Origin of the sequence: Pirellula sp. SH-Sr6A, from assembly GCF_001610875.1 — a bacterium.
Classification (GTDB): domain Bacteria; phylum Planctomycetota; class Planctomycetia; order Pirellulales; family Pirellulaceae; genus JBKCUI01.
The window spans coordinates 3,673,357-3,697,696 of record NZ_CP011272.1 but is presented as its reverse complement, the minus strand read 5'-3'; the positions used below and the strand labels follow the sequence as shown (position 1 = coordinate 3,697,696).

General features: G+C 56.9%; 18 protein-coding genes. 9 read left to right on the top strand and 9 right to left on the bottom strand.

Annotated features, from left to right (window positions below; all coding sequences use genetic code 11):
- The first annotated feature begins 12 nt into the window (after positions 1-12).
- The gene (locus tag VN12_RS14285; RefSeq protein WP_240491154.1) at positions 13-744 is read left to right on the top strand and encodes an RNA polymerase sigma factor; all 732 of its coding nucleotides are present in this window, start codon (positions 13-15) and stop codon (positions 742-744) included.
- 84 nt (positions 745-828) lie between these two features.
- Here VN12_RS14285 and VN12_RS14280 read toward each other — a convergent pair whose 3' ends face one another.
- From VN12_RS14280 to VN12_RS14255, 6 genes are all read right to left on the bottom strand, one after another.
- A complete protein-coding gene (locus VN12_RS14280; protein WP_146677458.1) occupies positions 829-2,520 on the bottom strand; it encodes a SpoIIE family protein phosphatase in 1,692 nt (563 codons plus the stop codon).
- A 94-nt stretch (positions 2,521-2,614) separates the two neighbouring features.
- Complete coding sequence (gene ruvB, locus VN12_RS14275) at positions 2,615-3,649, bottom strand: Holliday junction branch migration DNA helicase RuvB (RefSeq protein ID WP_146679938.1); 1,035 nt, start codon at positions 3,647-3,649, stop codon at positions 2,615-2,617.
- Positions 3,650-3,907: 258 nt separating this feature from the next.
- On the bottom strand, positions 3,908-5,356 hold the full coding sequence (locus VN12_RS14270) for an NADP-dependent isocitrate dehydrogenase (protein WP_146677457.1): 1,449 nt from the start codon (positions 5,354-5,356) through the stop codon (positions 3,908-3,910).
- Positions 5,357-5,542: 186 nt separating this feature from the next.
- Positions 5,543-6,298: a 3-deoxy-manno-octulosonate cytidylyltransferase gene (gene kdsB / locus VN12_RS14265; RefSeq protein ID WP_146677456.1), complete on the bottom strand. Its 756-nt coding sequence runs from the start codon at positions 6,296-6,298 to the stop codon at positions 5,543-5,545.
- A gap of 79 nt (positions 6,299-6,377) precedes the next feature.
- On the bottom strand, positions 6,378-7,454 hold the full coding sequence (locus VN12_RS14260) for a PIN/TRAM domain-containing protein (protein ID WP_240491152.1): 1,077 nt from the start codon (positions 7,452-7,454) through the stop codon (positions 6,378-6,380).
- Between the two features lie 291 nt (positions 7,455-7,745).
- The gene (locus VN12_RS14255; RefSeq protein WP_146677455.1) at positions 7,746-8,765 is read right to left on the bottom strand and encodes a helix-turn-helix transcriptional regulator; all 1,020 of its coding nucleotides are present in this window, start codon (positions 8,763-8,765) and stop codon (positions 7,746-7,748) included.
- 254 nt (positions 8,766-9,019) lie between these two features.
- Between VN12_RS14255 and VN12_RS14250 the strand changes: the two genes are divergently transcribed.
- The 4 genes from VN12_RS14250 to VN12_RS14235 are packed head-to-tail and all read left to right on the top strand — an operon-like array spanning position 9,020 to position 14,721.
- Positions 9,020-9,979, top strand: a complete 960-nt coding sequence (locus tag VN12_RS14250) for a hypothetical protein (protein ID WP_146677454.1) — start codon at positions 9,020-9,022, stop codon at positions 9,977-9,979.
- Positions 9,963-12,230 (top strand): DUF1549 domain-containing protein, encoded by a 2,268-nt coding sequence (locus VN12_RS14245; RefSeq protein ID WP_205855047.1) that lies wholly within the window; start codon positions 9,963-9,965, stop codon positions 12,228-12,230. Before VN12_RS14250 ends, VN12_RS14245 begins: the two co-directional genes overlap by 17 nt.
- An 11-nt stretch (positions 12,231-12,241) precedes the next feature.
- A complete protein-coding gene (locus VN12_RS14240; protein ID WP_168164408.1) occupies positions 12,242-13,624 on the top strand; it encodes a DUF1501 domain-containing protein in 1,383 nt (460 codons plus the stop codon).
- Positions 13,624-14,721, top strand: coding sequence for a WD40 repeat domain-containing protein (locus VN12_RS14235; RefSeq protein WP_168164407.1), 1,098 nt, complete (start codon positions 13,624-13,626; stop codon positions 14,719-14,721). The genes VN12_RS14240 and VN12_RS14235 overlap by 1 nt, the downstream gene beginning before the upstream one ends.
- 23 nt (positions 14,722-14,744) lie before the next feature.
- Here the strand turns inward: VN12_RS14235 and VN12_RS14230 are convergent, their stop codons facing one another.
- Positions 14,745-16,019 carry a 2Fe-2S iron-sulfur cluster-binding protein gene (locus VN12_RS14230; RefSeq protein WP_146677450.1) on the bottom strand — a complete coding sequence of 425 codons (1,275 nt, stop codon included), beginning with the start codon at positions 16,017-16,019 and terminating at the stop codon, positions 14,745-14,747.
- A 318-nt stretch (positions 16,020-16,337) separates the two neighbouring features.
- On the opposite strand from VN12_RS14230, the gene rnc reads away from it, so the two are divergent.
- The 3 genes from rnc (at position 16,338) to VN12_RS14215 (ending at position 20,695) form a co-directional block, all read left to right on the top strand.
- A complete protein-coding gene (gene rnc, locus VN12_RS14225; RefSeq protein WP_240491151.1) occupies positions 16,338-17,078 on the top strand; it encodes a ribonuclease III in 741 nt (246 codons plus the stop codon).
- Positions 17,079-17,159: 81 nt separating this feature from the next.
- Positions 17,160-19,727, top strand: coding sequence for a dockerin type I domain-containing protein (locus VN12_RS14220; protein ID WP_146677449.1), 2,568 nt, complete (start codon positions 17,160-17,162; stop codon positions 19,725-19,727).
- Positions 19,728-19,849: 122 nt separating this feature from the next.
- Positions 19,850-20,695: a PEP-CTERM sorting domain-containing protein gene (locus VN12_RS14215; RefSeq protein ID WP_146677448.1), complete on the top strand. Its 846-nt coding sequence runs from the start codon at positions 19,850-19,852 to the stop codon at positions 20,693-20,695.
- Positions 20,696-20,759: 64 nt separating this feature from the next.
- Here the strand turns inward: VN12_RS14215 and VN12_RS14210 are convergent, their stop codons facing one another.
- The gene (locus VN12_RS14210) at positions 20,760-21,362 is read right to left on the bottom strand and encodes a Maf family protein (protein ID WP_146677447.1); all 603 of its coding nucleotides are present in this window, start codon (positions 21,360-21,362) and stop codon (positions 20,760-20,762) included.
- Positions 21,363-21,562: 200 nt separating this feature from the next.
- Here VN12_RS14210 and VN12_RS14205 point away from each other — a divergent pair, with 200 nt between their 5' ends.
- Positions 21,563-22,369, top strand: a complete 807-nt coding sequence (locus VN12_RS14205) for a PIG-L deacetylase family protein (RefSeq protein WP_146677446.1) — start codon at positions 21,563-21,565, stop codon at positions 22,367-22,369.
- Here VN12_RS14205 and VN12_RS14200 read toward each other — a convergent pair.
- Positions 22,366-24,189: a UbiD family decarboxylase gene (locus VN12_RS14200; protein ID WP_146677445.1), complete on the bottom strand. Its 1,824-nt coding sequence runs from the start codon at positions 24,187-24,189 to the stop codon at positions 22,366-22,368. The two genes, VN12_RS14205 and VN12_RS14200, sit on opposite strands and share 4 nt — an antisense overlap.
- Positions 24,190-24,340 lie beyond the last annotated feature (151 nt).

Genomic DNA, 24,340 nt, shown 5'->3' with positions numbered 1-24,340 from the left:
TAGAATTTTGCAATGCTCCGGTGTGCTGCTTGGGACGAGCCCCAAAAGACCGGATACAAGCTCATCGGAAACGTTGGACACTCCAAGAAAGCCAATCGCATGCCCACTACCGATACCCCGAGTTGGGAGACTGCCTCACCGAGCTTGATCGGACGTGCTGTCGCCGGCGATAACGAAGCTTGGCAGCGTCTCATTCAGATCTACGGACCGCTTATTTACACGTGGAGCCGACGTAACGGTTTGATGCCCCAGGACGCCGCAGACGTTACACAAGAAACTTTATCCGCAGTCGCATTGCGAATCGGCAGTTTTGACTCGTCTCGACCCGATGCAACCTTTCGAGGTTGGCTATGGACTATCGCTCGCAACAAAACAGCCGACTGGATCCGTGGCGCCCCAGATCGATTGGGTGCATGCGGAGGTAGCACGAACGTAGCGCGATTGAATCAAATTATGGACGAAGACGATTACTCTAAATCGTACGAAGGGTCCCATGCCTCCGGAGAGATCGCTGCGGATCGGAAAGCGGTACTGGGTCGCGCGATCGCGCTGATTCGGAACCATTTCGAACCGAACACTTGGCAAGCATTCTGGCGGACGACCGTCGATGGTCAATCACCCGAGTCGGTCGCTGAGGAACTTTCCCTATCCCGTTGGGCTGTTTACAAGGCCCGCTCGCGCGTCCTCCATCGACTGCGTACCGAACTGGAAGGCTTAGAGAATATGGACGGAGGAGACGAGTGAAATAAGTCGTGGATGTCGTTCTCGGAGCGAAAGCGGACAACACTCTTCTAAAGAGAGGATCGAGAACGGCGGGACCAAAACCGGCTAGGCTGTTGCGGGACGGTCGCGGCCGAGGATGACGAGGCACATGTCGTCTTCTTGGTCGCACCCTATGATGTGCTTCTTAACGTGCGAAACGATCTCGTTCCCCGTCGCGGCAATGCTGCCCCCGTTCTGCCGAACTTGTTGCCGTACCCGATCGATCGAATATTGAACACCCGCTGCATTGGGGGCCTCGAATATCCCGTCGGTGTACAATGTGAGCGACTCGCCCGGCTGAAGCTCGATCTCTGCCGATTCAAATTCCAAGCCTGGAATAATTCCCAAGGGTGGACCACCCACGCTCTCGCCCGGTTCCTGAATTTCCTTCTTGCTGGTCAGCAAAATTGGAGGCATATGACCCGCGATCACAATGGTCGCTTTGTGGGCCGCATAATCCAACACGACCGCAGTCATGGTGATGAATCGCTCGGCTTCCAACGCCGTGATGCGATCGTTCAGCGTCGCGACCGCCCGCCGAGGATCGTCGATGGTGGCGAAAGCAAACCGGGTCTCCGCCGATAACTTGGCCATGAACATCGCCGCAGCCACTCCATGCCCTACCACGTCTGCCATGACCACTGCCAATCGCTGATTGGAGAGCTCGATGTAATCGAAGTAGTCCCCACCTATCTGATTGGCAGGATTGTAGAACTGATAAAAGGAATATCCTGGTATCTCCGGCGAATGCCTCGGCAAGAAAGCCAACTGAACCTGCCTCGCCAACTCCAAATCCTGCTCAACCAACTTCTGTGCAACGACTTGTTCGTGCAGTTGCGCATTCTCGATTGCGATTCCCGCTTGATTGGCGACCCCGACCAAAATCTCAAGGTCCTTGTTTTCGAACCCACCCTTTTGTTGGATGGTGTCGATCTGGATGGCCCCGAGAGGTTCCCCCTCGCTATTCAAAAGGGGGGCGACGATCATCGAACGGATCCGAAAATCGGCAATGCTCTGGCTCATTTCGAATCGAGAATCGGAGCCCGCATCGAGCGAGATCACCGCCTCGCGCTTTTGCATTACTTCGCGAAGGACCGTGCGGGAGACGCGGACCATCTCTTCTTGATCAGGGCGCCGTGTTTTCACCCATCGAGGGGTCAGTTGGCCCTGGTCATCCTTCAAGATGATGAATCCGCGGTCCGCTTGGATGAAGATATTGAAGAGGGAATCAAGCACCTTGGGCAACACCTCGTCGAGCGAGACCGCCTTGCCCAAATTCTTCATGATCTCCAAAACAGCCGATAATTTGGCCTCGGGTGATGCGTTGATCTGAACACCGAAATGACTGCCGCGAACGTCGAGTTTGGCCGTGACCGAACGGCTCGAAGGAGCCTCCTCGCCATCGTCCACCATCATGATTCCCAACGCCGAACTTTCCGTACCCCCAACGGACAGCTCGGAGGCTTGGCCGTCCTCATGAAAGGTGAGCTCGATGTCGCAAATGCGGATCGAATCCCCTTCGACCAACTGGGTGGTGTCGCCGATCAATCGACCGTTTACGAAGGTGCCGTTCCGACTCTTCAAGTCCTCGAGGGCATAACCGACTCCGGAGCGAATCAGTTTCGCGTGCTGCCGGGAAACCGAGCCGCTCTCCAAGACGATATCGCAGTCAGGATGCCGACCGAGTACGTATTGATTTGCATCGAGATTGTATCGGCGGCCCATCGCCGGACCGGTGACTGCATCCAAATAAGGCATATTCGAAGCAAAGACAGGGTGAGGTAAAATACGATCGTCGCGGACGGTCTTATCTTATTCGAAATTCAAGAGAAGGGACGATTCGAACCAAAGATTACTTGAACATCGCAAAGGCGCGAGGTGTCGCGCATCGACCACGCTGCGTTCGAATAATGAGCTCGCTCCGCAAAAGAAACGGCTCGACTTCATCCTCGAGCGTATCGGACGACACGCTCATCGTATGCCCCAACGCCTCAACACCCGCCGGACCGCCATGGAACACGCGAATCAAGGTCTCTAGATACCGGCGATCCTGCCGATCCAACCCGATCCCGTCGATCCCCATCATCTCCAACGCTTTGCCTGTCACACCCTTGGTGACGACTCCATCGGATTTGCTCATGGCGTAATCCCGTACCCACAGGAAGCGATTGTTCGCAATGCGGGGAGTACCCCGCGCTCGGCGCGCGATCTCTTCCGCCGCGTCCGGCCGCAGCTCGACTCGAAGCTTCTTGGCGTTGCGCATCAAGATCTCGACTAAATCTTCGACGTCGTAGTAACCGAGATGCTGCCGAATATGAAAGCGATCCCGAAGCGGTCCGCTAAGCATCCCGGCCCGCGTCGTCGCACCGATCAAAGTAAACGGCTGCAACGCCAAATTCAACGTTCTCGCATTGACCCCTTCTCCCACGACGATGTCGATGCGAAAGTCCTCCATGGCTGTGTAGAGGAACTCCTCCACGGGCTTGGGCAAACGATGGATCTCGTCGATGAAGAGGACGGAACCTCGCTCCAAATTCGTGAGGTAGGGAATCAGTTCCTTCGGCGCCTTGAGACTCGGCCCGGTCGTCATTTCCACATGAACCCCCATCTCGCGAGGGATGCATGTCGCAAACGTGGTCTTGCCCAGCCCCGGAGGGCCATCAAAAAGAATATGTCCCAACTGCTCACCGCGTTTCTTCGCGGCATCGATCGCAATATGCAGGACATCCATGACTTCGGTCTGCCCGACCATGTCCGCAATGCGTTTGGGACGCAGAATCGTATCGTTGTCGGACGCCGGAACATTACCCTGCCCCGAAACGCCCAACCCGATGCCGTTATCGTCGAGCCCCTCCGACTCCGAATCGTAGTCTTCGTCTGGCGACATCGATGATCCCTTTGCAGATGGAGGAGCGATGGGTGTACCGCGGGCGACGGGGGGAATGCCACCTATGTCCGAACGTTTCGCGGCGCTGGCCTTGCCACGTCCGGATGCCGGTTCGACATCACCCTCCGTCAGTTTTCGCTCTCGTACCATCCTATCGACCATCCCTCCGTGTCGCCTGTGCCTGCCAACCGAATCGTACCCCCTTCACCGGGGCTACCGCCCAGCGGCGGGTAGCTGATGGCAAGGCCGAGATCCGGATTATTGTCCTTGGCCTCTGGAGAATCCAGGCTTGCCGTCGAAATTGAAAAGACCTTCCATCTTCACGAACTCGACGCCCGCTTTGAGAATGCGATCCATCAAAGCAGTGATGGCTTTGTGCTCGACCGCTCCCGGAGTCCCTTCTGGAATTTGGAATCGGCATCGGTAGACGTCGACGAGGAATGTCTCTTCCATTCCGCCTGGCCATACCTTCATTCCGCGGTTGCTGAGCATCTCGAGAACCAACCCGTCCGCCTCGCAAGGCTTCAGCTTGGCCGCAAGCTCATCGGGCTTGCCCGTGAACGCGCAGAACACGTCCGCACCGACCAGTTCTCGCTTCTCTTGCGATCGCACATAGGGTGGTCGGCTGGTCAGTGGCTTCGAAGGTGCCTTCGAATAGTCGACCGCCTTGAGGACTTCTGGTTTCTTGCCAATTCGGTCCACGACCGCTTGGGCAAACTCCTTGGTTCCAACCTTTTGCTTGGAAACCTTGTCGTCGAAGATGTCATACGTATGGATGCCGTCTTCGATCGTCTTGAGCCACGCGTTGTGAGCCAACTCGGCTACCGACGCTTGCCCGATGTGGACGAGCATCTGAACCGCGCCTAAGAAAAGTCCGGAGGGGTTGGCCAAATTCTGACCGGCGCGGCGAGGTGCCGAACCGTGGATCGCTTCGAACATCGCACAACCGTCGCCAATGTTCGCACTACCTGCCAATCCAACCGAACCTGCAATCTGGGCCGCGACGTCCGAGAGAATATCGCCGTACAAGTTCGGCATGACGACCACGTCGAAAACTTCCGGTGTATCGGCCAGCTTGGCGGCACCGATGTCGACGATCCAATGCTCGTTCTCGATGTCGGGATACTCCGCCGCGATCTCGTCAAAGATCTTATGAAAGAGACCGTCGGTCAGCTTCATGATGTTGTCTTTGGTGAAGCAAGTCACCTTTTTGCGACCGTAAGCCCGCGCGTACTCGAACGCATAGCGAACGATCTTCTCGGAGCCAGGTCGGCTTATGAGCTTCAGACACTGCATAACGTCGATCGTATGACGGTGCTCGATCCCCGCGTACAAGTCCTCTTCGTTTTCCCGGACGATGACAACATCCATCTTCGGATGCTTGGTCTCGACAAACGGTGCGTAGCTCAAGCAAGGACGGACGTTGGCATAAAGCCCGAATGCCTTGCGCGTCGTCACGTTCAACGACTTGAACCCGCCACCCTGCGGCGTCGTGATCGGAGCCTTCAAGAAAACCTTGGTCTCTCGCAAACTTTGAAACGCGTTGGGCTCGATCCCCGCCAAGTTACCTTTGAGGTATTGCTTTTCACCGATCTCGATCGTTTGGATATCGAGCTGTGCTCCCGCCTCTTGGATTATTTGCAGGGTCGCCGCCATGATCTCGGGACCGATTCCATCACCGTGCGCGACTGTAATTGGTGTTGCCATATCTATTGAGCAGTACAAGGGTTGGGGTGGGAGGGAAGGTCCGTCGAAGGTCCCGTGCTATCGCGCGCGACCGGACGGATGCAGGATGCGCATCGCCAAAGCGACACGCATCGTAGCAGAAGAAGGAGAAATCCTATTCAGGATCCCCCAAACCAGCAACTCGCCACTCCGCGCTGTTGCAGGTTTTCAGGCGGTTTTTTCGATCCAGCGGGCCTTAAATGCTTCGTAATCCGCCCGCGTGTCGATCCCGCGATGGGACGCCGGAATGACGCCGACCACCATTTTGTGCCCCGCCTGCAGAAACCGCAGCTGCTCGAGCTTCTCGGTCTGCTCGATCGGACTCGGAGGCAATTGACCCAACCCCATCAGAAAATCTCGGCGGTACGCGTAGATGCCAATATGCTGGAAGAACAAAGGAGAGACACGATCCAACATGGCATCCTCCCAATCCCTCGGATGCGGAATCGGAGATCGACTGAAATACATCGCCGTTCCATCGTGCTGACACACCACTTTCACACAAGCCGGATCGAGCAAATTCTCGCGAGTACGGATCGGCGTGGACAAGGTCGCGACCGAGGCGTGCGGATTGGCAATCAACAATTGCATCAACTGATCGATGGCCCCCCCAGAAATCTCCGGCTCATCCCCCTGCACATTGACGAAAACATCCACGTCGGGCATCTGGGCCGCCACCTCCGCAATCCGATCGGTGCCGCTCTGGGCATCGACATCGGTCATGATCGCATGGCCGCCAAAGGCCTCCACGACCGCCTGGGTTCGAGGGTGATCCACGGCGATGGTGATGCCACTGGGCAGTTTTGCCGCGCCGCACGCTCGGTAGGTATGCTCCAAAACCGACATACCTGTTTCCGCCAACAGAAGCTTCTCCGGCAACCGCGACGACGCCAGCCTCGCGGGAATGACAATCCGACCTATCATCCTTGATTCTCCGATCTACCAATCCTGCCAAATTGCCGCGACGGGTGCGTTGCCGCTAAGGAATCGATGCCGCGAAGGTTTAGTTGGGACCGTCGTACTTGGTGAAAATCATACGCCCCGCTTGCGTTTGCAACGTGCTGGTGACCACCACGCCAATGGTCTGGTTCAATCGGTCGCGACCACCTTCTACCACCACCATGGTCCCGTCGTCCAAATACCCGATTCCTTGATCCTGCCCCTCCCCGGGCTTTACAACCCGAATCTGAAAACCCTCGCCGGGCAAGAATTGGGGCCGAAGGGAACTGGCGATTTGGTTCAAGTCAATCACGGGGACATTGTGCAGCTTGGCCACTTTGTTCAAGTTGAAATCGCCCGTGACAAGCTTGCCGTCCAGATGCTTTGCCAACAAAACAAGCTTCATGTCGACGGGTTGGCCTGCGAACTCCGGCAATTCCCGGTCGTACATCATGAAGTCCAACTTCTCGCTGGCTCGAAGCCGATTGAGAATATCCAATCCGCGACGCCCACGAACCCGCCGCAGTTTGTCCGAACTATCGGCGATATTCTGAAGCTCCAGCAAAACGAAACGGGGCATCACCAACTGACTATCGAGAATCCCCGTATCGGCCAACTCGGCCAGTCGGCCATCGATGATACTGCTGGTATCCAAAATCAAAGGCTTCATACCCTTGAGGTCCCGCGAAAACTCGACATAGGGAACCACGAAACGGAAGTCATCCTTGGTTTGCAACAACAGACTGATACAGATGTAACACAGAACCGTCAAAATGCCCAAGTTGATATAGTCTTTGAACCGGTTTTCTAACAGAAACGGCGTGAGGGCGACCGTGAGCAAGTAAGACAGCATCAATCCGATCAACAAGCCAAAATAGATGGCCGAGATGACCTCGATCCGCTTGCGGGGAAACAGCATGTCGATGGCGACAACCCCGAAAGCGACAATCAATACCCCGCTGAAAACCAAAAACGGGGTCAGCGATCCAAAGCCGTCGAAGTCCTGGGATTGAGCCCAAATGGTCCCCACCCCACCCGCGACGATAATGAAAATAATTCGCAATGCCAACACGGCGACCGCGTCGGCGATCGGTGCTTTTTTGTTTCGGTCTGCGGCTGGTTCGAACCTAGTGGTGTCCATGAATCGCTAACGAAAGGGCGTTACCGTTTGGAGAGGATGGGGAAACGGAAAGGTGTCGGGCATTCCACGGGGCAAATCGCAATTCCACTCCCGCTGAACTGGGCGGTCCCAATCCCTGACCAACTCCCCCTAGCGAACTGCTCTGTGGAAGACGCATCCGGCCTCTTCTCAGTTCAACTGTACGTCATCATAACGAAAAAATACGGTCCGAATACTCAAATAGTTGCTCGGGATCCCTCGGCAATTCCTCCCGCTGCCACCCCATTGTGATGGCAATGCCCGAAAATCCGATTACCGATAAATATCCGATAAAGAGGCGATCCAGTCTTTGATCTCTTTCCGGGCCGACTCGGGCTCGATCAACTCAGCATCCTTCCCCAATGCCATGACCCTGGGAATGATCTCTAGATCCTGATAGGCCGGAACACTCAATATGCAAGTCCCATCAGGAAGCGTCTCGACCCGTTGCCCAGAATGCCAAGGCTCCTCCTGTATCCATCGGGCAGCCCGCGTCGATAGCTTGATTTTGTACGTCACGGGGTCTTCACCGCGGAAAATCCCAACGCTCTGGCCGAGGTGGGCCTCCAAATCGACCTCTTCGTTGTAGCGATACCACCGGTCCAAAGCCGTCGCTTTCGAAAATCGATCCAGCTTCCAGTGCCTCAATCGATCCTCGGGGTCCTTGTCGACGTCTCGCCCCTCCTCCATCGCAATCACATAAATGCTCCCTTGGTACAACGCCAATCCATACGGCTCCAGGAACCTCGTGGAAATCGGCTTGCCAATCGACTCGTATTCGGCCTCGACAATCCGATGCTCCGAAATCGCTCGATTGACGGTTTTGAGGATCCCCTGCTGCTTCTCGTAGGTTTTCGCGGGAACCCCCAGCACCCGGAGCGTTCGCCGGTACTTCTGATAATGCTCCCATACCCCGGCCGGCAACTGCTCCCGGATCTTGTTCCAAAACGCCTCGATCCCTTGCCAAAACGGCGTCCCAACCAAAGGCAACATCAAGTCCCGTCCCATCGATAACGCGATGAGCTCGCTCGCATTGATCGTGATACGGTGCAACCCCTTGTCAACACGACTGAGCTTCCAAACCTTACCCGTGTCCAAATCCTCCGTGACGATATTCATACCCGCCACTTGCAAGGCCTCCAAATCCCGCCGAATGCTGCGGACATGCAAGGAGGTCAAACCCAACTCCTCCACCACCGCGTCTCTCAGCTCTTCCAAGCTGCTGCCGTATCGTCTCCGCTCCAAGATCTGAATGATCTTGTGCTGGCGAATCAGTTGTTCGTTGCGAGCCACCGTTGCGAGTCCGTTCTTGGTTGGTAAGGATTGATCGGGCCCATTCTTACGAAGCACACGGGGCGGAACAAGCCGCATTGACTACGAACACGAATCCAACAAAACACCCGCTTCGCTTCTTCGCCCCCGCTTCCCATCCCATTTCCATCGCAATTCGCACGCTGCCGCTATACTGGACGCGTTGCGAATCGCGCATTCCCTCCTCGGGACTACCCCTCTTTTTCCGCACGAGACTGAATGACTCGACAATTCTTATGAACCTCCCACCCATCCTGCGATCACTTGCTAGCATTCTCTCCCTGCTCTGCGCGTCATGGACCTTCCTCCTAGCGGCCTGCCTGAATGGACAGGAGTCCCGTCGGCAGACTCTTCCCCAACCTCCCGTCGAAGCCATTTTCTCGGGTCCCCAGCCAGGAGAACCTGCCGAAGGCTTCGAGGTCCTGGGCGCCTTGCCTCCCCTGGAAAATCAAAAATTCGACTTCCTGGCTCGAGCTAAAGATAAGCCGCTGTTGCTGATCTTCATCCACGACTTCAATCGCCAATCGATCGGTTTCACTCGCATTCTGGCAAACTACGCTGCGTCGCGCGCCGCCGATGGACTTCAAACGGGCATCGTCTGGCTCGACGACGATACCACGAATGCCACGGCAACCATTCGTCGTAGCCAGCATGCTTTCCCAAAGAATTTCCCCGTTGGTATCTCCCTCGATGGCCGCGAAGGCCCGGGCTCGTACGGTCTGAATCGCAAAGCGACCTTGACGATCCTCCTTCTCGAAAAAAACCAAACCATTGCCAACCACGCGTTGATCCAACCCAGCTTGCAAGCCGACCTTCCCAAAGTCCTTCAATCCATCGTCGCCAAAATCGGAGGCAAGGTACCGGCGCTAGAATCGCTCGAAGGCATGCCCCGTATGGAACGGACTTCTTCCGACGCAACCAAGGAACCCCCTTCCCTCCGCCCATGGCTTGAACCTGTGATTCGCCGCGACGCGAGCGATGAAAGCATCGTCGAAGCGGCAACCAAACTCGAGACCTTTCTCCAGGACAACCCCGCAGCCCAAAAGGAAATAGGACGCATCACCACCACCATCCTCAATGCAGGACAAATAGAAAACTACGGCACCCCGAAAACCCAATCCTACTTCCGCAAGTGGGCAACGCAGTATGGCCCAAAACAGAACGACAAAAAACCAATCGATGCACCAAATCGATGAAACTCAACGGGATGCAAGGCATGGGACTGCAATCGCTTCGGTAACTGTCTGCCTTGGCCTGTTCGTCGTCTCAGCTCTCTTTCCACCCCTAACGCAAGCCGACGATCGATCCGATCCTGGTGAGGCACTCGAATCCTCCGCAGAGGAATCAGGCCAAACGCCAGGATTTCGAGACCAGATCGTCCCACTCCTCACCAAACTCGGGTGCAACGCGGGGTCCTGCCACGGTGCCGCCGCAGGTCGGGGCGGAATGGCGCTCTCTCTTTTCGGCTCGCGCCCCGATTCCGACTATGCGACCATCGTGATCGATCTGCAGGGACGGAGGGTGCATCGTGTTGTTCCAGAAAAGAGCCTTCTGCTGGCTAAGCCATCGGGATTGCTCGATCACGAAGGTGGCGTTCTGATTGACCAAGGAGACGAAGCTTGGCGTGCAATCGAAGCCTGGATGAAGGCAGGATGTCCAGACGACGAAGCTGCGTCTCTACAATCGCTGGAACTCGAATTCCAAGATGACTCCGAACCCCTTACCTATCGCGTGGTCGCAACGGATGAACTTGGGAAGAAACGGGACGTCACCCCCTTCGCGGCTCTCCAAGCGGACCAACCCGATGCTGTCGAGATCGATCGCCGTCACCATACAGTTCATTTCCGACAACACGGAATCCATTCCCTCTTCGCACGCTATCGCGATCAAGTCGCGGTTCGACAACGAGCGATCCCATTCTCGGAACAAATCGATGCACCCCATTCGAGCATCATCCCTTCGAGCCAGCAACCAACCGACGAGGGACACGCGGTCGATCGTTTGATCAACGAACGCCTCCAACAGCTGCATCTCCCACCCATCGAACCGACCGACGAGCCTTCCTTCCTCCGCCGCGTCTATCTAGATCTACTCGGCCGAGCTCCCACCCTCTCGGAATGCGACGCTTACTTGAGGTCGTCGAACCCGACCCCTCGAAGCCAACTTGTCGACACGCTTCTGGCAAGCGACGAGTTCGCGCAGTACCAAGTCTTTCGCTGGGCACGACGACTCGGCGTCCGCTCGCTTCCGAACGAACCAGACGCATTCCAATCGCACATTCGATGGCTCGATCAGAAAATCCGTGACGACGCACCCATTCCAGAGATGGCCACGGAACTGGTGCTCGCGCTAGGAGACGCTCGCGAGGTGGGAGCCACCCACTTCACACGTTCCTACCCCGATCCCAAAGCCAGAGCAGACGCCTTCGGTCGTTTCTTCCTAGGTATCCAACTCTCCTGCGCCCAGTGCCACGACCATCCACTCGATCGATGGACCCAAGACGATTTTCATGGACTCGCTGCCATCTTTGCGAAGACACTACCCGCGCCGATCGTGAAATGGGACCCAGCGGGTCAGATCATCCATCAAGACACCAAACAACCCGCTGCACCGAAGATTCCCGGTCAACCAGATCTCCTCGCCAACGATGACCCGCGACTGCCGCTCGCGGATTGGCTGAAATCGGAGAATCGATTGATGGCCAAGGCGCAAGTCAATTGGATTTGGAGCGAGTTGATGGGTCGCGGACTCGTCGAACCCGTCGACGCGATATCCCCGCTCGCACCTGGCAATCACCCTGAACTCCTCGAACATCTGACGGATTATTTCCTCCAACAGGAATGCCGGGCAAGACCCCTGATTCGGTATATTCTCAACAGCCGGACCTACGCGCGACGCGCTCGATCCGCGGAGGAGACGATCCTCACGGAACGCTTCCTCGCCCGGGCCGCCCCACGCCCGTTGGGCGCTGAATCCTACATGCTTGCGATCGCCAGATTGCAACAGCACTATGCTACTCCAGCGCACGATCTTCCGCCTGCCCTGGTTGCGACGCCGGCCCAAAACCCTTACGCAGACTGGATCGACGGAAATCTTCGATCGAGCTCCCTTGAAATCCTCGGACGATGCATTCGCCCTGAAGCTTGCGGAAATTCATCTCGTACCGAGTCGACCCTGCGTCGCGAGCTGCACCTGCTGAACAGTCCGCTCCTGGATAACGCCATCCAAACCATCGCAGACAGATGGCAGCTTCGACGGGACGAACAAGTCCCGTTGCGGGAGATTGTCGACGAATTCCATCGACTCGCCGTACAACGCCCTATGACCGATTCCGATTGGTCCGAATGGTCCAACGAATTGTTTCATTCCGACACCCAAGAAGAACGTCGGCGATGGGAAGATTTTCTATGGTCCATGTTGGTCAGCCAAGCCTTTCGAACCCGTTGAGGAAGCATCGCATGCAATCGCGAGATCCCTACTCCATCCGTTCCCGCCCACAACCGCTCTCACGCCGTGGGCTGATCCAATCCGCTGCGGCCTGGGTTCACTTCGGAGCTTTGGGGCTGGGAACCTTCAACTCCCTGTCTTCGAGCCGAGTCGATGCGTCTTCGAGCCGAGTCGATGCGGGTACGACAAGCTCGATGCCCGCTGCGAAGTCGAAGCCAGCCAAATCCTGCATTCTCCTTTGGCTCGACGGAGGTCCAAGCCATTTGGAGATGTTCGATCCAAAACCGGAAGCACCGGTCGAAGTCCGAGGCGATTATCAGGCGATCGCCACCAATGTCCCGGGTATCCGAATTGGGGAGTGGTTACCTAGAACAAGCGCGGTTTGCGACAAGCTCGCCATCCTCCGCTCAGTCACTTCGCCGTTAGGAGAACACGGTCTCGCCAACCGCTACCTTTTGACCGGCTACAAACCTGCAGCAGTAGAATATCCCTGCTACGGCTCGGTGCTTCAGCATTTGCGTGGCCAGCCCGGCCAACTCCCCTCTCACATCGCTATTCCAGAGATTCGATCGGTCGGCTCGGGCTTTCTCGGGAGCCATGCGGAACCGTTTGCAACGGGTGGAGATCCAGCCCAAGCCGGCTTTCAAGTGCGCGATTTGGCTCTCCCGAAACCGATCACCCTCGAGCGTCTCGATCGCCGGCACCGATTCTTGCAGCGACTAGAAAGCGATTTCACGAACCATAGCGAGAACGGAGAAGCGATCCCCCCTGCCATGCGGGAGGCATTTGCACTCATGCAATCCCCCTCCACCCAACAGGCCTTCAATCTTTCCCAAGAACCCCAAAAAACACGCGAGCGATACGGGCTTCGAACGTTCGGCCAGAGCTGCCTGCTCGCGAGACGACTGGTGCAACAAGGTGTTTCCTTTGTGACGGTGCAATATCCAGGCTGGGACACCCATGAGAACCTACGGCTCTCTCTGCGAGATGGATATAGCGGTGCCAAGGAGGGAGTCGGATTGATACCCACGTTTGATCAAGCATACTCGGCGCTGATCGAAGACCTCGATCAATCCGGTTTGCTCGATGAAACACTGGTCGTGGTCATGGGAGAATTCGGTCGCACACCCAAACTGAACACACGGGGCGGAAGAGACCATTGGCCTCGCGTCTTCAGCGTCGTCATGGCGGGTGGGGGTATCCGAGGGGGACAAACCGTTGGGGAGAGCGATCGAATCGGCGAGAGCCCGCGATCCCATCCCATCACTCCCGCCGATCTGGCTTATTCGATCTACAGATTGCTCGGAGTCGACCCCGATCAGGAACTGAACACACCTGAAGGACGTCCCATTCCGTTGGTACAAGGTGGAAAATGGATTCCCCAACTCACTTAATGTCCGTCGCTAACCTATCGAGTAGCATCCAACGCTACCGAAAGAGCCTGCTCGTGCTCATAGCACTTTGGTGCATCGCCTGGTTCGCACCGCTCAGTTGGGGAACGGACGGCGACGCTCCAACCTGGAGAGGGATCGCAATTCCGCGCGCCGGAAACCTACCCTTCGTTGCCGTCGAACAGATGAGCGAGAGCGGTCTGTTACTCTTGGCGTCCGAGGCAGGACTGTTCGAGTGGCAAGCCCCGAGTGCTATCCCTCAGGTCGCTTCTACACCAATCCATGCGCTGAAACCTTCCCAAATCCAAACACGTGTCGAGCGAGTATTCGACCTGAAACGGAACGCGACGGGAGAACTGCTAGCCATCGCCGGCGGGATCCCAGGAGAGTCAGGCTCCATGGAGGTTTGGAGACTTCCCGATCGCACCCTTCTCCGGCGATGGGAAATACCCCATGATGTGATCTATGAAGTCGCTTGGGCGCCGGACAGCAAACGATTGGCTGCGGCATGTGCCGATGGGATTTGCATCGCCGATGACCTGGAATGCGGTGCGACGTCTGCGCGTTATACGGGACATTCCTCTGCGGCTACCACTGTTACATTTTTGCAAGATGGTCAAACGGTCGCCTCGGGTGCGATTGATCAAACGATCCATTTATGGAACTCCATGACCGGTGATGGGATGCGAGTTTTGGACAATCACACCGCACCTGTTCGGCAGCTACTGCTTGGCCCCCCATCGACCGATCCCATGAGAGGAACGATTCTTTCTGCGAGCGAAGACCGAACGGTTCGACTCTGGCAGCCTCAGCTTGGACGGCTCGTCCGATTTACCAAGCTGCCGAGCAGTGTCAGCGCCCTGGAGAGGGGCTTGCCCTCCCCCTCCGGATCGCGATCGATCGAATCCACGCACCTGATCGTGGGTTGCGATGACGGATCCCTGCATCGCATCGATCTCCCATGGATGAAATCTGTGCAAATCGATGCACCGAACTTAGGACGGGTCTATAAGCTGCTTCGATTCGCTCCGAACTCGCCCCAGCATTCCAACCGTTTCTTGATCATGCTCGCCTCGAATGGGGCCGCTATTCTCGAATGAGTTCGCTTGAAGCTGGACAGGGATCAAGCGTCGACGACGATGTTCCCATCCGGGACGCAAACGCATGGCAGGATCTCATTGGGTTTGAGCGGATACTGAGGCTTTCGTGTGTAACGGACTTTTCCTTCGAGCAATCGGACGGCGCAGCTGCCGCAGGCACCCGTCCTACAGCCACTGTTCATGGGAATGTCCGTCTTGATGGCAAACCCAAGCAAGCTCGGGAACGCGGTCGCGAACTCTTCGAGGCGATTGGATTGCCGAAAGTGGACCGAGCAAGGAACGAATTCCTTCTTATCCCGATTGGTAGAGGGAGACGATTCATTGGCCGGCGCATGAAACAACTCAAAGTAGATATTCTCGTTCGCGATCCCCGCGTCAAGCAAACCAGTCCGCATGCCGTGTAGCCAGGTTTCCGGACCACACAAATAAACATCTGTCGCGTCGAGTGCGTCGATCCCTTCGCAAAGATCTGCCGCCCTGAACTTTCCTTCTTGGATCGCGTTGTCCTCCTCGCCTTTCACTCCCCGCGGAAAGCGAGTGAGGAAAAGCCGAATTCGCAGGTCGTCAGGAAAATCGGCAAATCGATGCGCAAACGACAGCAGGTACTCAGCAAAGGGGGCATGATCGACGTCCCGGAACTGGGCAAACAAGCGAATCGATCCATGCGGCCTCTGCATGGCTTGCTGCAACATCGGGATCATGGGAGTGACTCCCACCCCAGCGCTGGCAAACACGACATGACGCGCCGTGCAACTCTGGAGTGTAAAGGCTCCCGATGGCCCACGGACCCGGAGTCGATCTCCCACAACAACGGAGTCATGGAGCCAGCGACTCACGCTCGTCTCGCGGTCACTCGCACGCTTCACCGTGATGCGCCAGTATCCAGCCCTCGCTTCTTCCGAAAGCGAATAACAACGGCACTCCGGTACTTCCCCGCGACCGCACGGGCGTTCCAGCAAGACGTGTTGCCCTGGCAGGAAGGCTGGGAGTGGCTCCCCTCCTTGTTCGATCAAATAAAACGACCGCGTGTCGGTCGACTCCTGATCGATTCGAACGACTTGCACATCGAACCATCGCGCTTCCTGCTGGCGCAGCGAGAGATCGTGGAAACTCTGGTGCAAGGTCATGGCCAGCTCGGTCTGTCGTAGCTGAAGCTGACTCGCCTCGTCCGCCTCGCGACGCCATCGCTCCTTGACCAATCTTCGAACGCTACGGGTTACCTGATAGAAGAAGATCGCCACGACCGCAGCAACCGCAGCGATTGCTAGCTTCTCCAGTGTGAATGTAAAGGGGCTCATATCCACTCACCCCTCGGTTGAACTGTCGCAGTTCCGACAGAAAAATTGCGAGGAAAGTCAAAGTTTCTCAAGCCATAAACTCTTTACCGTCCCATCCCATTTCACCAAAATAAAAAGGATCCGCTTGCTAGCGTTTGCTCGAGTTGGGCTAGGAAGCTGCCGTTGTTCCACAACGGCCTCTTCCTCGCACTCCTCGTCATGGCAACTTGAAGCCCGCCCACGTTGCACGGATCGAATCGCTTCTGGCGCCGCCGCGGCTTGCCTGTCGTATCGAGCGCTTCGTGGCTAGTTGTCCCTAAGTCAGAGGAGTTGCGAGGAGTGGAAAATCCGGAGATACCAGCGTTCGACGAAACGACCAGCCCCGAAGTGAAGCTGGAGCGATGTCAGGCGATTATCGATTATCGATTTCGCGATCCTTCCGTGTTGATGTCCGCTTTGACCCACTCTAGCGTCGCATCGACTCGAACCCAATCCAACGAACGGATGGAGTTCTTGGGGGATTCCATTCTCGGCATGGTTGTCTGCGATTGTCTCTTTCGCAGCTATCCCGATTACTTGGAAGGAGAATTGACCAAGATCAAATCGGTGGTTGTCTCGCGTCGCGTCTGCGCTAAGATTTCGAGGCAACTCAGGCTCGACGAATGCTTGGTCGTCGGACGCGGAATGATGAAGTCCGCAATGCCTCGTTCGCTTCTCAGCGATGTCTTTGAAGCGATCGTGGCGGCCATTTTCATCGACGGGGGCTTGGAGTCTGCTCGCAAATTTATATTGACCCACATCGAGCCTGAAATTCGGCTCGCTGCGGACGGCCATCATGGAGGAAACTTCAAATCCTCCTTGCAGCAAATCGCTCAGAAGGACCTTAAAGGGACTCCGGTGTATCGGCTTGTTGACGAACATGGTCCCGATCATAGCAAGCAGTTTCAGGTTGTTGCGGAAATCACAGGCAAGCGATTCGCGCCGGCTTGGGGACGCAACAAAAAAGAAGCGGAACAAAGAGCTGCCGGAAACGCGCTCGCGCAACTGAGAGGAGAAGACGCCCCCTTCACGTCCATGTAGGGAAAGGTCGATAGCCTTCGAACGAATATAGGCTTTTGACATACGGAGGCTAATACCGACCGCGACACCGAGGGAGTGAAGATGAGATCGCGAAACGAGAGGCGAATCGGCCAGATCGAGTGGCTCGAATCCCGTTTACCATTGGCAGCGGAAGGCTCGGTCTATCCACTCTCCCAACCCTACGACACATCGGGGCTCGGAGGACAAGTTTCCGCGGTCGTTCAGTGGGGGGACGGGAGCAGCTCGGCAGGCACCATCGCCTCGCAACCAGCGCTGAGCCCTCTTCGCTTTCGCTTTGATTACTCGACCGACACCACCGGCTTTTTTGCGGATAGCGCACGGCGACAGACGCTGCAACGGGTGGCGGATTCGATCACTTCGAAGTGGAGCGATTCGCTGCAGGCCATACAACCCAGCAGCGGGAATCAGTGGACAGCGAAGTTTCAGAATCCCACGACGGGCGCAAGCGATTCACGCACCAACCTGTCCATCGCGGCCAACGAAATCTTGGTCTTTGTCGGAGCTCGACCGCTGGGAGCTCCCCTCGCCATTGCCAATCGCGGCGGGTTCTCCGTCTCCGCCACTTCGCAAGCGTTCGTCGATTCCGTGCGCCATCGTGGACAAGTAGGCGCCGTTGCGACCCCTCCCACCGACTTCGGCCCCTGGGGAGGTTCACTGGTATTCGACCCTACCGATACTTGGCATTTCGGTTTGACCACAGAGGGCCTTGATAGCAACGAATTCGACTTCGCGTCCGTCGCCTCCCACGAACTGCTCCACATGCTTGGCTTCGGCCTCAGCGCCAGTTTCGATGCAAAATTGACTCCGGCCGGATTTGTAGGATCCAACGCGGTTGCGATCGCGGGTGTCAACCCAATCCCGATGCAGGATGGGGATCATTTCGCCAACTCCCTCGTCAGCGGCGGACAACAGACACTCCTGTCGGCGTCGGTCACCGGAGGTCAGCGCAAACTTCCCACGCGTCTGGATCTCGCGGCGTTGCAGGACGTCGGCTGGCAATTGAACGTCCCTCGCGTCGACCTCACGGCCAATCATGTCTATGGAGACAACGGTTCCCTATCTGGTAGCGTTCTTCTTCGAGGATCTTGGTACGGAGAAAAAGTCTATCCCTTTTCCGTCACCAACACGAACGTCCCCCCCACGCTCGAACAACCCGCTGCCCCGAACACTCCAGTTGGTGTACCGATCTCCCTACCAAACCTTGGAGTCTTTTCCGACCCAGGATTTGGGATGCCCAATGCCCCGATACCCAGCACAGAACGATTCTCCTACACCATCGACTGGGGGGATGGATCGCCCGTCGAAGGAGGAGCTGCCACCATCACGGCGCTCGGTTCTCCTGGAACGCTCACCCGAGGAAGATTCGGCGGTCAACACACCTACAATCGCATAGGAACCTTTACCGGAACCATCGCAGTCGAAGATGACGACGGCGGGCGAGCCACGCGCACGTTCACCGTTCAAGTCACCGCGCCGCCATCGCTTACCCTTCGAGTTGACAAATCGTCGATACCCGAAAATGCAGGAGCCAATGCGGCGACCCTCACCATTGAGCGAGTTGGATTCCCGCTCAACACCCCTCTGTCCGTTCGACTTCTGAGCAGCGACACCACCGAAATCACTCTGCCTGAGTCGGTGACCATTCCCGCCGGAGCGACTTCGGTGCAAGCACCCGTTCAGGCCATCAACGATAGCTTGCTAGACGGAAATATCACCGTGCAAGTAAGAGGGGAGGCGGGAACCTTTGTGAGCAATTCACTGCCCGTCGTCGTCACCGACCACGAGACCCTGCAATTGTCAGCAACGCGCACCCGCTTTCGCGAAAACGAAGGAGCAGGTGTTTCCATCCTGACCGTATCGCGGTCGAACACCGATACTCAGCAAGCGATCACCGTGGCGCTGACCAGCTCCGATACGTCCGAGTTAACGCTGCCGACCGGTGTGACCATTCCTGCCGGCCAGTCCTCTGTGAATGTCGGTATCACGGCCGTGGACGATAATCTCTTTGACGGTTTGCAAAACGTACAACTAAGCGTCTCGGAACCACGCTATGTTGGCGCGTCCCTGGCAATGGCGGTGGAGGATTACCAACCCCTGCAACTGGTCCTGCAAGGCAAACAGCAGCTGAACGAAGACATCCCCTCCGAACGATCGGGAAACGTGATTCTCCGCGTGCGGTCTCCTGCACCTGCAGGGGGTGTCACCATCGCATTATCCGTAGATCGCCCCTCGGAGCTTACGGTCCCCTCCTCTGTGCAAATTCCTGCGGGGGCGACGCAGATCGCTGTGCCGATTCAAACCATCGATGACTTCGTTGTGGAAGGGACGCGGACGGTCCGGATTTCGGCGTCGGGCCCCGGAGTGATTGCTTCCGTCTTGGACATTTTGATCGCGGAGGAAGACCAACCTTTCTGGACCAATGTTGGGGACGAGTTCGATGTAAACGACGACGGATCGATTGATCCCCTGGATGCATTGGCCGTCATCAACGCGATCAACAACGGAGGCTCCCGTATCCTTCGCCCCGACCGCGACTTGGCCCTCGATTTCGTCGACGTCAACATGGACGGCTCCCTCGATCCGCTCGATGCGCTCGCGATGACAAACTTTCTCAATCGCGCCCGCTAAGGGGGCGGGCATCGAACTTCATGCAATCTTCATCTCCCCGTTACTTTTTATTTGCCTAGCATCTATACTATTGTCACTCCTCTCGCATTACATCTTGGATCGATCATCACGAGGAGACTTCTATGAAAGCGGCATTTGCGTTCCGTTGGATGGCAGCTTGGGCATTGGTACACTTCCTTCTGACTCCCCAGCTTCGCGCGGGCATCACCGTTAGCGACCTGAACTCGACCTACACGCAAGACTTCAACACGCTGGTCTCAACCGGCACAACCGCGGTTGCTTGGTCCAACAATCTCACCTTGCCAGGTTGGTCTCTCTTCAATTCCACAAACGCTGCAGTCCCCACGTATCTCCCGGGTACGGGCAGCACCACTACCGGTAGTTTTTACAGCTTTGGAGCGACCGGTTCGTCCGAACGAGCCCTTGGCAGCACCGGTTCCGGTGGCACTTATTTCGGCAGCCCAGCGACGGGAAGTGTCGCGGGTTACATAGCCGTTCAATTCGAAAATCAAACAGGCTCGACGATCGACTCCTTCACCCTCGGCTTCGCAGGGGAACAGTGGAGAAATGGCGGAAACGCGACCGCTCAGACGATGGTCTTCGAATATGGATTCGGGGCTGCCTTCGACACCGTCGCAGCGTGGAATGCTCCCGGTTCGAACTTCGACTTCACCTCTCCAGTAGCCACAGCCTCGGCAGCCGCAGTGGACGGAAATATCGGCGGCCGCGTCGAAGGCTTGGGCGGGACCATCGCCGGACTGAATTGGTCGACGGGCGATTCGCTGTGGCTTCGCTGGATCGAACGAAACGATGCTGGCAACGATCACGGATTGGGAGTCGATGATCTTTCGTTCAGCGTCTCCGCGGTTCCCGAACCCAGCTCGATGCTTTTGCTGGGATGTTTTGGAATGGCGGGCGGCGCATGGGGATGGCGAAAGAGATGCGTCCGAAAAGCCGATGCATCCTAAGTCCGATACCGCGTGGATGGTCGCATACTCGTGAAGCTGCCCCCGGGACAGCTCCATCGGACGTTCACATCCGCGTGAGCGAGTCGGCCAACAACTCCATCGGCAGGCCCACAACGTTGGTCGGGCTGCCGGCCCGCAAGTGGATCCAGTCGGGGCCGTCTTGGAATCCAAACGCACCCGCCTTCCCCACCCACTGATCGGTATCGAGGTAGGCTTCCAAATCGGAGTCGCCGATTGCATCCATCCATAGCTTGGAGACATCGACGCGCACGATGCGATTCGCCGACTCCTTATCCCACAAGCATAGGCCGCTGTAAACCGAATGCTCGCGGCCTCGGAGCCGGCGCAGCATTTCGCGCGCATGCTCTCGATTTTCAGGCTTCCCCAGAACGATCCCCACGCATTCCGCCACCGTATCGCAACCGAGAACCAATCCTCGATCTAGCTTGTCAATCACGTTGGCCGCTTTCTGGTATGCCAACCTCGCGACCAGTTCAGGAGGCGTCTCGCGAGAACAGATTCCGCACTCCGCCGTGGGATCGGGCTCAACGACGGTGAATGCATAGCCATATCGATCCAGCAGTTCGCGTCGTCGGGGTGAGCTGCTCGCCAAAATCAAAGGTCGCGTATCGGCGACGAAACCAATCGGTGGGGCAAACAAACTCATAGACTTCTCTGCTTCGAGATCCGAGTGAACAGGAACCAAAACGGGATCGAATCAAAACGGGTTGGAACACGGGTTGGAACACGGGCAGCCCTCGGACGTTGGCGCGCTGAGGGCAGCACGCAAGGCGACTCTGCCAAGCATTTCGGATATCATCTTCGCAACGCGCCCACCGCAGCTCCCACTTGCCCCCAGTCTCTCCCATGACAGCGTCAACGTCAACGAACGAAGCACCTCGTCGATCGGTCCTCGCCCTCTTTTCCCACCCCGACGACATCGAGTTCGTCGCGGCCGGAACACTCCTGCGCTTGCGAACGATCGGTTGGGAAATTCACTACATGAACATCGCCAACGGATGCTGCGGCTCGAACGAAACCGACCGCACGACCACGGCCCAAATCCGCCTGAGAGAGGCAGAGCAGTCGGCTGCGATTCTTGGAGCGACCTTTTATCCACCAATCTGCGACGACCTCGATGTCTTTTACAACCGAGAAAATCTTGCCAAAGTCGCCGCCGTCGTTCGCCGCGCGCAACCCTCGATCGTCCTCACGCATGCCCGACACGATTACATGGAAGATCATATGGAGGCCTGCCGTCTGGCCGTAACCGCCGCCTTCACCCGCTCGGTTCCCAACTACCAAACCGATCCTCAACATCCACCCGTCGATGGCGACATCGCTCTCTACCATGCCCAACCGCACGGCAATCGAACTCCCGATAACCGCCTTGCCATCCCCACCTATGTCGTTTCAATCGACGAAGTGATGGAAACGAAGCTGGCCATGCTGCAATGCCACCAATCGCAACAAAATTGGCTAGCCAGCACACAGAAAATGAATTCCTACCTTCAAACCATGCTGGATTTGAACGCCGAAGTCGCCCAGATCACCCATTCGCCATCGCATTACGCCGAAGGGTGGAACAAACACTTGCACCTAGGCTATGGCCCGCAGGATTGGGATCCTTTGCTCGAGATCGCTACCGCCACCAATCCACAATCACTCTCCTAAAGAAATTGGGAGAGAGGACCTCCTCGGGCGGCCATTGCATCCACTTTCGCACTCACGTCGGGGTCCTCCACCAAGGGAGGGGCATGATGAGGCTTGATCCTCGCATCGATCACGAGCGGGCCGCGGCACCCCCAGTGCTTGAAGTCCGTAAAGGCGTGCACCCCGTCGATATCGATCGCGGGATTACTTCGAGTAAAGGTTACCCAAAGCCAGTTCTTCAACGATTTGGAGGCGAACTCGCAGTCTTCGGTCAACACCAACAACGGTACGCCTTCCCCGCTCTGCGATTCCCAGGACTCATCGAGGCTCTCCGCCAGGGATCGCAGCGATAGCCCCTGACGAACCTGCAATGCAACCACACCTGGCAAGGCAAGTTTCGCAGATAGAACCGTGTCGGGGAGCTTGGGAATCTGCGTCGCGTCTTGGAGCAAGCTACGTTTCTTTGCCCCCGTCGCCGCGATGACGACCTTCGAGCCCTGATTGAATCCCTCCCCGCTATAGTCGAGCGTATCCATCGTGGTGCGAGTCTGAAAATGCAGATCCCGCGACCAGTCGACGCGTTCGAGCATATGCTGAAAGAAGGAGGCAATATCGTGAATATCTAACTCCGGTGCATCTATTTGATTTGCTATCCACAAATACTTCGCAAGGGATAACTGCCCTTGCCCGAGAATAGCGTTGGCCTGCGTCAGCAACTCTTGCGGACGATCGGGTCGTCGATAAGGGGTGTAGCGTTCACTGCCGATCGCCAACAACAGAGGATGCACTCCCGCAGCATCGACAGCGTGAACCCCCTTTACGCCGGGCAACACAGTCGGAATGACATCGCCCGTCAACTCGTGAATGAGTTCCCCGAACGTCGTGTCCTCCTGCGGTGGACGCCCGACCACCGTAAATGGCCAGATGGCCCCGGGTCGGTGCGACACGCGTTCGACTCGCATCAACGGGAATTCATGCACATTTGCGTAGTAACCCAAGTGGTCCCCGAATGGACCTTCCGGCTTCGTTCTCTCCGGATCGATCGTGCCCGTGATCATGAAATCGGCGTCCGCATAGATAGGGGCATGCGAGGGATGCGTGACCATCGGGATGCGATGGCCCGCCAGGGCGCCCGCGAATGTCAACTCGCTAAGGCCCTCGGGAAGAGGCATGACGGCTGCGAGAGTCATCGCTGGCGTCCCTCCTACCGTGATCGTGACTCGAAACGGCTTGCCCGCTGCCATCGCAGCTTGATGATGGACACCAATCCCTCGGTGCAACTGGTAATGAAGCCCTATCTCGCGGTCCTTTTCGTATACGTTCCCCGACAGCTGGATGCGATACATTCCTAGATTGGCCTTCATGAGACTCGTCTCGATCCCCATGCTGAGAACCTGGGGCAACGTGACAAAGGCCCCTCCGTCTCGCGGCCACGAGACCAGCTGAGGCAGTTCACTCAAGGGGAGGGAATGCGCGAGCACGGGCCCGGATCGGACCGGCTTGGGGAGCATCGACCAAGCCGTCCAGGGAGCCGACGCGTAGCGAAACGGATTCTTAAACAAAGCTGTCGGATCGATCTTGAGCTCGATCGCGCGCCGGACCCGATCGATCGTCTTGCGAAACAGAAATCTGGCTTGTTCGAGCGAACCAAAAAGATTGCTCGCCATGGGGAAGCGAGAACCGACGACGTTGCTAAACAAGAGAGCGGGACCTCCCCGTTCATAGACCCGTCGCTGGATCTCCGCCATCTCTAAATGAGGGGAGACCGGGTCGGTGATCTCGATCAGCCGTCCATGCTTTTGAAGATCCACGACCACATCGCGGGTACTACGGTGATTCATAACGAGTGACTCGCGAAGGATGACACATAAGTTCGATTCATGAAGCGGAAAGGATCAGTCCTTCCGCAATAGTGAAAATGGCCGTAAAATTCCGGGCTTTCCTGCTGGGCCCCGAAAGCCGCAACCGCGATGCAATACCAGCACCGGGAAA

What these genes read in the sequence shown, in the direction of transcription:
- VN12_RS14285 (WP_240491154.1), top strand. Translation starts at nt 13, where the DNA reads ATGCTCCGGTGTGCTGCTTGGGACGAGCCCCAAAAGACCGGATACAAG.
- VN12_RS14280 (WP_146677458.1), bottom strand. Translation starts at nt 2,520, where the DNA reads ATGCCTTATTTGGATGCAGTCACCGGTCCGGCGATGGGCCGCCGATAC.
- ruvB (WP_146679938.1), bottom strand. Translation starts at nt 3,649, where the DNA reads ATGTCGCCAGACGAAGACTACGATTCGGAGTCGGAGGGGCTCGACGAT.
- VN12_RS14270 (WP_146677457.1), bottom strand. Translation starts at nt 5,356, where the DNA reads ATGGCAACACCAATTACAGTCGCGCACGGTGATGGAATCGGTCCCGAG.
- kdsB (WP_146677456.1), bottom strand. Translation starts at nt 6,298, where the DNA reads ATGATAGGTCGGATTGTCATTCCCGCGAGGCTGGCGTCGTCGCGGTTG.
- VN12_RS14260 (WP_240491152.1), bottom strand. Translation starts at nt 7,454, where the DNA reads ATGGACACCACTAGGTTCGAACCAGCCGCAGACCGAAACAAAAAAGCA.
- VN12_RS14250 (WP_146677454.1), top strand. Translation starts at nt 9,020, where the DNA reads ATGAACCTCCCACCCATCCTGCGATCACTTGCTAGCATTCTCTCCCTG.
- VN12_RS14245 (WP_205855047.1), top strand. Translation starts at nt 9,963, where the DNA reads ATGCACCAAATCGATGAAACTCAACGGGATGCAAGGCATGGGACTGCA.
- VN12_RS14240 (WP_168164408.1), top strand. Translation starts at nt 12,242, where the DNA reads ATGCAATCGCGAGATCCCTACTCCATCCGTTCCCGCCCACAACCGCTC.
- VN12_RS14235 (WP_168164407.1), top strand. Translation starts at nt 13,624, where the DNA reads ATGTCCGTCGCTAACCTATCGAGTAGCATCCAACGCTACCGAAAGAGC.
- VN12_RS14230 (WP_146677450.1), bottom strand. Translation starts at nt 16,019, where the DNA reads ATGAGCCCCTTTACATTCACACTGGAGAAGCTAGCAATCGCTGCGGTT.
- VN12_RS14220 (WP_146677449.1), top strand. Translation starts at nt 17,160, where the DNA reads ATGAGATCGCGAAACGAGAGGCGAATCGGCCAGATCGAGTGGCTCGAA.
- VN12_RS14215 (WP_146677448.1), top strand. Translation starts at nt 19,850, where the DNA reads ATGAAAGCGGCATTTGCGTTCCGTTGGATGGCAGCTTGGGCATTGGTA.
- VN12_RS14210 (WP_146677447.1), bottom strand. Translation starts at nt 21,362, where the DNA reads ATGAGTTTGTTTGCCCCACCGATTGGTTTCGTCGCCGATACGCGACCT.
- VN12_RS14205 (WP_146677446.1), top strand. Translation starts at nt 21,563, where the DNA reads ATGACAGCGTCAACGTCAACGAACGAAGCACCTCGTCGATCGGTCCTC.
- VN12_RS14200 (WP_146677445.1), bottom strand. Translation starts at nt 24,189, where the DNA reads ATGAATCACCGTAGTACCCGCGATGTGGTCGTGGATCTTCAAAAGCAT.